The 6,763-nt window shown below is 71.2% G+C and carries 7 protein-coding genes (1 of these 7 running past the window's edge); 3 read left to right on the top strand and 4 right to left on the bottom strand.

What is annotated here, in order from left to right:
• A protein-coding gene (locus ADL15_RS13935) for an RNA polymerase sigma factor (RefSeq protein WP_067689809.1) crosses the window boundary here: on the top strand, positions 1–564 show its 3' end. Its footprint begins 990 nt before the window's first position; the window shows 564 of its 1,554 coding nt (coding positions 991–1,554); its start codon lies off the left edge, out of view; the stop codon is at positions 562–564.
• A gap of 244 nt (positions 565–808) precedes the next feature.
• Positions 809–1,051: a DUF7455 domain-containing protein gene (locus ADL15_RS13930; protein ID WP_067689806.1), complete on the top strand. Its 243-nt coding sequence runs from the start codon at positions 809–811 to the stop codon at positions 1,049–1,051.
• Positions 1,052–1,147: 96 nt separating this feature from the next.
• Here the strand turns inward: ADL15_RS13930 and ADL15_RS13925 are convergent, their stop codons facing one another.
• From ADL15_RS13925 to ADL15_RS13910, 4 genes are all read right to left on the bottom strand, one after another.
• Positions 1,148–2,743, bottom strand: coding sequence for a GGDEF domain-containing protein (locus ADL15_RS13925; RefSeq protein ID WP_067689803.1), 1,596 nt, complete (start codon positions 2,741–2,743; stop codon positions 1,148–1,150).
• A 280-nt stretch (positions 2,744–3,023) separates the two neighbouring features.
• On the bottom strand, positions 3,024–4,757 hold the full coding sequence (locus ADL15_RS13920) for a DEAD/DEAH box helicase (protein WP_067689466.1): 1,734 nt from the start codon (positions 4,755–4,757) through the stop codon (positions 3,024–3,026).
• Positions 4,758–4,849: 92 nt separating this feature from the next.
• A complete protein-coding gene (locus ADL15_RS13915; RefSeq protein WP_067689464.1) occupies positions 4,850–5,464 on the bottom strand; it encodes a trimeric intracellular cation channel family protein in 615 nt (204 codons plus the stop codon).
• A 7-nt stretch (positions 5,465–5,471) separates the two neighbouring features.
• Complete coding sequence (locus ADL15_RS13910; protein WP_198170770.1) at positions 5,472–5,696, bottom strand: DUF3039 domain-containing protein; 225 nt, start codon at positions 5,694–5,696, stop codon at positions 5,472–5,474.
• A gap of 116 nt (positions 5,697–5,812) precedes the next feature.
• On the opposite strand from ADL15_RS13910, the gene ADL15_RS13905 reads away from it, so the two are divergent.
• Positions 5,813–6,763 carry a pseudouridine-5'-phosphate glycosidase gene (locus ADL15_RS13905; RefSeq protein WP_067689459.1) on the top strand — a complete coding sequence of 317 codons (951 nt, stop codon included), beginning with the start codon at positions 5,813–5,815 and terminating at the stop codon, positions 6,761–6,763.

Below are 6,763 nucleotides of genomic sequence, written 5' to 3'. Positions count from 1 at the left end.
AAGTTCTCCACGTACGCCACCTGGTGGATCCGCCAGGCCATCACCCGCGCCATGGCCGACCAGGCCCGCACCATCCGCATCCCGGTGCACATGGTCGAGGTCATCAACAAGCTCGGCCGCATCCAGCGCGAGCTGCTCCAGGACCTGGGCCGTGAGCCCACCCCGGAGGAGCTGGCCAAGGAAATGGACATCACGCCGGAGAAGGTGCTGGAGATCCAGCAGTACGCGCGTGAGCCCATCTCGCTGGACCAGACGATCGGCGACGAGGGCGACAGCCAGCTCGGTGACTTCATCGAGGACTCCGAGGCGGTCGTCGCGGTCGACGCGGTCTCCTTCTCGCTGCTGCAGGACCAGCTCCAGCAGGTGCTGCAGACGCTCTCCGAGCGGGAGGCGGGCGTGGTCCGGCTGCGGTTCGGCCTGACCGACGGGCAGCCGCGCACCCTGGACGAGATCGGCCAGGTGTACGGCGTGACCCGCGAGCGGATCCGCCAGATCGAGTCCAAGACGATGTCGAAGCTGCGCCACCCGTCACGGTCGCAGGTTCTGCGCGACTACCTGGACTAGGTCGTTCAGTCAACATTACGTGTCCGTTTGGTCACCACCCGTACATCAACGGGTGGTGATCAGACCGTTGTGCAGAAGTGATCGTTGACGTGGCACCCTGGAATCACGGCACACTAGTCGGAACCGGTGTGACCTCGGTCCCCCCGGGGCACGTTGGGAAGGCTGCAACGGTGCAGGGTGTTGCACGATGTGTGAGCAGTAGCCGAGGAACATGTTCATCGGTGACGAACAGAGGAGGAAGGCGATGACCCCGACCCTCACGCCGCCGGCGGGAAGCCTGGCCGGCCTAGCAGCCGATGAACGGTGCGACCGCTGCAATGCAGCCGGGAAGCTCCGTTTGACTCTGGCAGGCGGTGGCGAGCTGGTGTTCTGTGGCCACCATGCCAACCGTTACGCCGAGGACCTGGTGAAGATCGCGGTGCAGTTCTCCGCCGATCCGGAATTCACCTGGCGCGGCGCCAACCTGATGTCGAACTCCAGCAACTAACAGCTAGCAGCGGTCCCCCACAACTGAAGACGACTGAAAGGGGCGCCTCCCACGAGGCGCCCCTTTTGGGTGACCAGGGGGTACTGCAGGGTGAATTCAGGCGGCCAGCGCCGTGACACCCGGGTCGTCCCACTCCACGCCGTCGCCGCCGCGCCGCTTGACCCGGTACATCGCCGCGTCGGCCCGCAGCACCGCGTCGGACAGGTCCGCGGCCACACCGACCGCGACACCGATGCTGACCGTGGCGATGCAGTCCGGGATGGCGCGGACCGCGAGCACCATCCGGGACGCCACCACGGCCGCGGCGTCCTCGTCCGCGCCGGGCAACAGAGCGGCGAACTCGTCACCGCCCAGCCGGGCCACCAGGTCCTGGGCGCCGCCCTGCGCGGCCAGCGCCGCCGCGATCGCGCGCAGCGCCACGTCACCCGCGGCGTGCCCCTGACTGTCGTTGATCATCTTGAACTTGTCGGTGTCGATCACCAGGACGGCGTACCGCTGCCGGTCCGCGCCGGAGGTGTTCCCGGCCAGCTCCACGGCCCGGTCGAGGGCGCGCCGGTTGGCGATGCCGGTCAGCGGGTCCAGCTCGGCGGCCCGCGCCACCTGGTCGTGCTGCACGCGCAGCAGCTCCAGGTCGTAGAGGGCGCGGGCGGCGTGCAGGGTGTTCAGCCGCTGGCGCCACAGAGCGGTGGCCAGGCCGTCCCCGTAGGCGAGGGTGGTCCGGGCGTCGCTGGAGCCCAGGTGGGCCAGCAGGACGGCCTGCGTGCGGTGTGTACCGGCGACCACGAGCCAGTCGGCGTCCGGACGCAGATCGGCGACCGCCCGCGTCATCACCTCGACGGCCTCGTCCGGCCGGCCGGAGCGCAGCAGCGCCACCCCGTGGAAGATCCGGCTGGTGGCCAGCGCGTCCGGGGCGGCGCCCCGCTCCGCGAGCCGGGCCGCGTAGAACGCGATGTCCACGGCGGCGCCGGCCGGGTCGTGCCGGTCCGCGCGGGCACAGGCCGCGTAGAGCAGCGCGTTGTCCCGCCAGCTGCCCGCGTCGTCGCCGGAGACCTCCCGGGCCGCCTGGGTGGCGTAGCGCTCGGCCTCGGCGGTGTGGCTCTCCGCCTCGGTGACCCGGTTGATCTGGTAGAGCTCGAGGGCCCAGCGCAGGTGCGTCTCGGCGAGGTTCAGCAGCCACATGGCGCGGTTGCCGTTCTGCTCGCCGTCCGCGAGGCTCATCTCGTACGCGCTGCGGAACTGCGGCACGACCAGCTCGTAGAGGCGGAGCTCGTACCAGCCGATGGCGATGGCGACCCGGGAGTTGACCGCGGCGACCGGGTCCGGCTCGCCGGCCGCCAGGATCCCGGCGGCGACCAGGTCGCGCAGTACGCCGTCGACGTCGTGCTCGGCGGTGTCCGTCTCGCCCAGCCGCAGGCGCTGCCAGGCCCGGCTGGCCAGGGCGCAGGCCTGCCAGCCGGCGCTGCCCTCGCGGCGCGCGGCCTGCAGCATCGGCTCGGCGGCGGCGATGGCGGCGAGCGGCTCGCCCTGGGCGATGTGTGCCACCACCCGGACGAAGTGCATACAGGCCGGGCCGTCGGCGGGGTCGCCGGTGACGGACCGGAGCACCGCCTCGGCCTCGGCCAGGGCGGCGACCGCGTCGCCGGTCTGTGCCCGCTCCAGCAGGCGTACCGCGTGCTGTGTGGTCTCCCGCACCAGCATCACCTCCGGGCGACTGATCGGCTGTCGGCGGTGCCATGCGAGGAAAAGGGACCGGGCTGGTCCTCGGGGGTGCCTCCGCGGCGCGGAGGCACCCCCGAGAGCCAGCCGATGACCGGGAGGCGCGCTGCGGTCCGGGGTGGCCGCGGTCCCGCGTGGTGAGCGGCGCGGGACCGCGACGCGCGGAACGGCCCGGGTGGCCGCGGCCTCGCGGGCCCCACGGGCGGGACGTGGCTCGTAGCCTGCGGACGGGACTCGCTATTCGTACAAAATGGGGTTAAAGGGTTTGGATGGTGGCGATTCGCTCTTCGAGCTGTTCGATGGTGGCCTGGGCGCTCGGCGGACCGCCGCACAGCCGGCGCAGCTCGGCGTGGATCTTGCCGTGCGGCAGATTGGTGCGGTGGTGGTGCGCCGCGACCAGGGTGTTCAGCTGACGGCGCAATGTCGCGCGGCGTTCGCCGGCGCTCATCTGCACCACCGCCTCGCGGACCACGGCAACCGGGGTGGCCTTGGCCTGCTCCTGCTCCTGGCGCTTCTGGGTGGCCAGCTGCTCGGACTGCCGCTTGTTGAGCAGCATCGACACCTCGTCCGGGGTGAGCAGCCCGGGCAGGCCCAGGTAGTCGGCCTCCTCCTGGGTGCCGGTCTGCGCGCCGGTGCCGAACGAGGCGCCGTCGTAGATGACCTGGTCGAGCTCGGCGGTGGCGGAGAGCGCCTCGAACTGTTTCTCCAGGTCACCGAGGGCGTCCTCGGACTTCTGCGCGCGCTCCAGCAGCGTGTCCTCGAGGCCGTCCTTCTCCTTCGGCGCGCCCAGGACGTGGTTGCGCTGCTCCTCCATCTCGGAGGCCAGCCCGAGCAGGTGCGGCACGCTGGGCAGGAACACCGTGGCGGTCTCGCCGTCGCGGCGGGACCGGACGAACCGGCCGATCGCCTGGGCGAAGTAGAGCGGCGTCGAGGCGCTGGTGGCGTAGACCCCGACGCCCAGGCGCGGGATGTCGACGCCCTCGGACACCATCCGGACCGCGACCATCCACTGCTGGTCGGAGTTCGCGAACGTGGCGATCCGGCCGGACGCGCCGTCGTCGTCGGAGAGGACCACGGTCGGTGACTCGCCGGTCAGGTCGTGCAGGAGCTTCGCGTACGCCCGGGCCGCGGTCTGGTCACTCGCGATGACCAGGCCACCGGCGTCCGGCATGCCGTTCTTGCGGACGTGCATCAGCCGGGCGTGCGCGGCCCGCATCACCTGCGGCATCCACTCGCCGCGATGGTCCAGGGCGGTACGCCAGGCCTGCGCGATCAAGTCCTTGGTCATCGGCTCGCCCAGCCGGGCGGCCAGTTCGTCACCGGCGTTGGTGCGCCACCGGGTCTCGCCGGAGTACGCCATGAACATCACCGGCCGGACCACCCGGTCGCGCAGCGCCTCGGCGTAGCCGTAGACCGAGTCGGCCTTGGAGCGCTGCAGGCCGTCCTGGCCCCGCTCGTACTGCACGAACGGGATCGGGTTCTCGTCGGAGCGGAACGGCGTCCCGGTGAGCAGCAGCCGGCGGACCGCCGGCTCGAACGCGTCCTTGACCCCGTCGCCCCAGGTCCGCGCGTCACCGGCGTGGTGGATCTCGTCCAGGATGACCATGGTGCGGCGGGTGATGGTGCGCCGCTTGTGCACCGCGGGCGCCATGCCGACCTGCGCGTATGTGACCACCGCGCCGTGGAAGTCCCGCGACGAGTGGACCTCCGAGTTCTTGAACCGCGGGTCGAGCTGGATGCCGATCCGGGCCGCGGCCTGCGACCACTGGGTCTTCAGGTGCTCGGTCGGGCAGACCACGGTGACCGCGTCGATCGTGCCGTCGACGAGCATCTCCGCGGCCAGGCGCAGGGCGAACGTGGTCTTGCCGGCGCCGGGGGTGGCCACGGCCATGAAGTCGTCGGAACGGCGGCGCAGGTACTCCACCATCGCCTTGCGCTGCCATGCCCGCAGGGGCGGGAAGATCTCCAGGTTCGGCAGAGTCGGGCTCAAGCTCCGATGATCCCTTCATCCATGGAAAAACCCCCGCGGCGAGGTCGCGGAGGCGAGTTCCCAGCATAGCCGTGGAGCCAGGCGAATCGTGGCTACGGCACCGCCACGGGGGCCGACCACCGCCGATAAAGAGCGAGCAGGCGCACCCCGGTCATCAGGCCCGCGGCGGTGACCAGCGGAACCAGGCCGGTGACGCCGAGGCGATCCAGCACGGTGATGAGAATCGCCCCGCCCAGGGCGACGATCGCGTAGAAGTCACGTTGCAGCACCACCGGGATCTCCCCGGTGAGCAGGTCGCGGGTCAGGCCGCCGCCGATCGCGGTGAGCATGCCGAGCAGGCACGCGCCGACCGCCGGGACACCGGCGTGCAGGGCCTTCAGGGTTCCGGTCGCGGTGAACAGGCCCAGTCCGGCGGCGTCCAGGAGCAGCACCGCACGCCGCACCCGGTTCAGTCGCGGGTGCAGCCAGAAGACCGCGACCGAGGCGAGCACCGCGGTCGTCGCATACCGCCAGTCGGCGAACGCGAGCGGCGGGACGGCACCGATCGTCAGGTCACGCAGGATGCCACCACCCAGGGCCGCCGCGAAGCCGACGAACGCCACCCCGAACAGGTCGAGGCGCTTCGCTACGCCGGCCGAGGCGCCGGAGGCGGCGAACACCGCCACCCCGATCAGATCCGCGACGAGCAGGAGGTATCCGCTCGCCACGCCCGGATCAGGCCTTCATGGCTTCGTAGATCTCCTTGCACTGCGGGCAGACCGGGGAGCCCTTCTTCGGCACCTTGGTGACCGGGAAGGTCTCGCCGCAGAGCGCGACCACGTGGGTGCCCATCACGGCACTCTCCGCGATTTTCTCCTTGCGCACGTAATGGAACATCTCCGGACCGGTGTCGGCTTCCTTGGTTTCCGGACGCTCGAGGATCTGGGTGCTCACGGGTATCTGCCCTTCAGGAGATCGCTAAAGACATGGAGGAAAGCTCCAGCCGACAAGTCTGACACCTCACGCCTGGTCGGTCCAACGGCAACGCAGCAGCCCAGCGTCGTACCGTAACCACCGTGACTGACTTCGCACTTAGCTACGGCGACCACGTGACCCGTGCGCGCCGGGACGGCCGGCCCGTCGTGGCCCTGGAAAGCACGATCATCTCGCACGGCCTGCCGCACCCGGACAATCTGCGGGTCGCCCGGGAGATCGAGCAGACCGTCCGGGACAACGGCGCCGTACCGGCCACCATCGGCATGATCGGCGGAAAGATCGTCGTCGGGCTGGACGACGCCCAGATCGAGCACCTGGCGCTCGCCGGTGACGTCGCCAAGCTCTCGGTCCGGGACCTGGCGATCGCCGCGGCCCGGCGCGCCGACGGCGCCACCACGGTCGCCGCCACCAGCGCGATCGCCGCGGCGGCCGGGATCGGCGTGTTCGCCACCGGCGGCCTGGGCGGGGTGCACCGGGAGGCGAACCTCACCTTCGACGAGTCCGCCGACCTGACCGCGCTGGCCCGGACCCCGATCGTGGTGGTCTGCGCCGGCGTCAAGTCGATCCTCGACGTGGGCGCCACCCTGGAGCGCCTGGAGACCCTCGGCGTCTCGGTGGCCGGGTACGCCACCCGCCGCTTCCCCGGGTTCTTCATCACCGACGGCGGTTTCGACGTGGACTGGCAGCTCGACTCGCCGGAGCAGGTCGCCGACTTCATCCGGGCCCGCCGGGACCAGGAGGTCAGCGACGGCGCCCTGGTGCTGGCCAACCCGCTGCCGGCCGACGAGCAGCTGGACCCGGCGCTGCACGACCGGACGCTGGCCTCCGGGCTGGCCAAGCTCGCCGAGGAGGGCGTCACCGGCAAGGCGGTCACCCCGTTCCTGCTGGCACACTTCCACTCCAGCACCGAGGGGCAGAGCCTCGCGGTGAACGTCCGGATCATCCTGCGCAACGCCGCCCTGGCGGCCCGGATCGCGGCGGCCGAGAACGCCGGGACGGCCGTGCCGGTGGGCTTCGCCGTGCCGGCCTGA

Source organism: Actinoplanes awajinensis subsp. mycoplanecinus (genome assembly GCF_001509495.1).
In the GTDB taxonomy this organism is placed as follows: Bacteria; Actinomycetota; Actinomycetes; order Mycobacteriales; family Micromonosporaceae; genus Actinoplanes; species Actinoplanes palleronii.
This window is presented reverse-complemented; position numbering and strand designations above follow the sequence as displayed.

Coding starts and splice junctions, on each gene's coding strand:
- ADL15_RS13930 (WP_067689806.1), top strand. CDS start 809: ATGACCCCGACCCTCACGCCGCCGGCGGGAAGCCTGGCCGGCCTAGCA.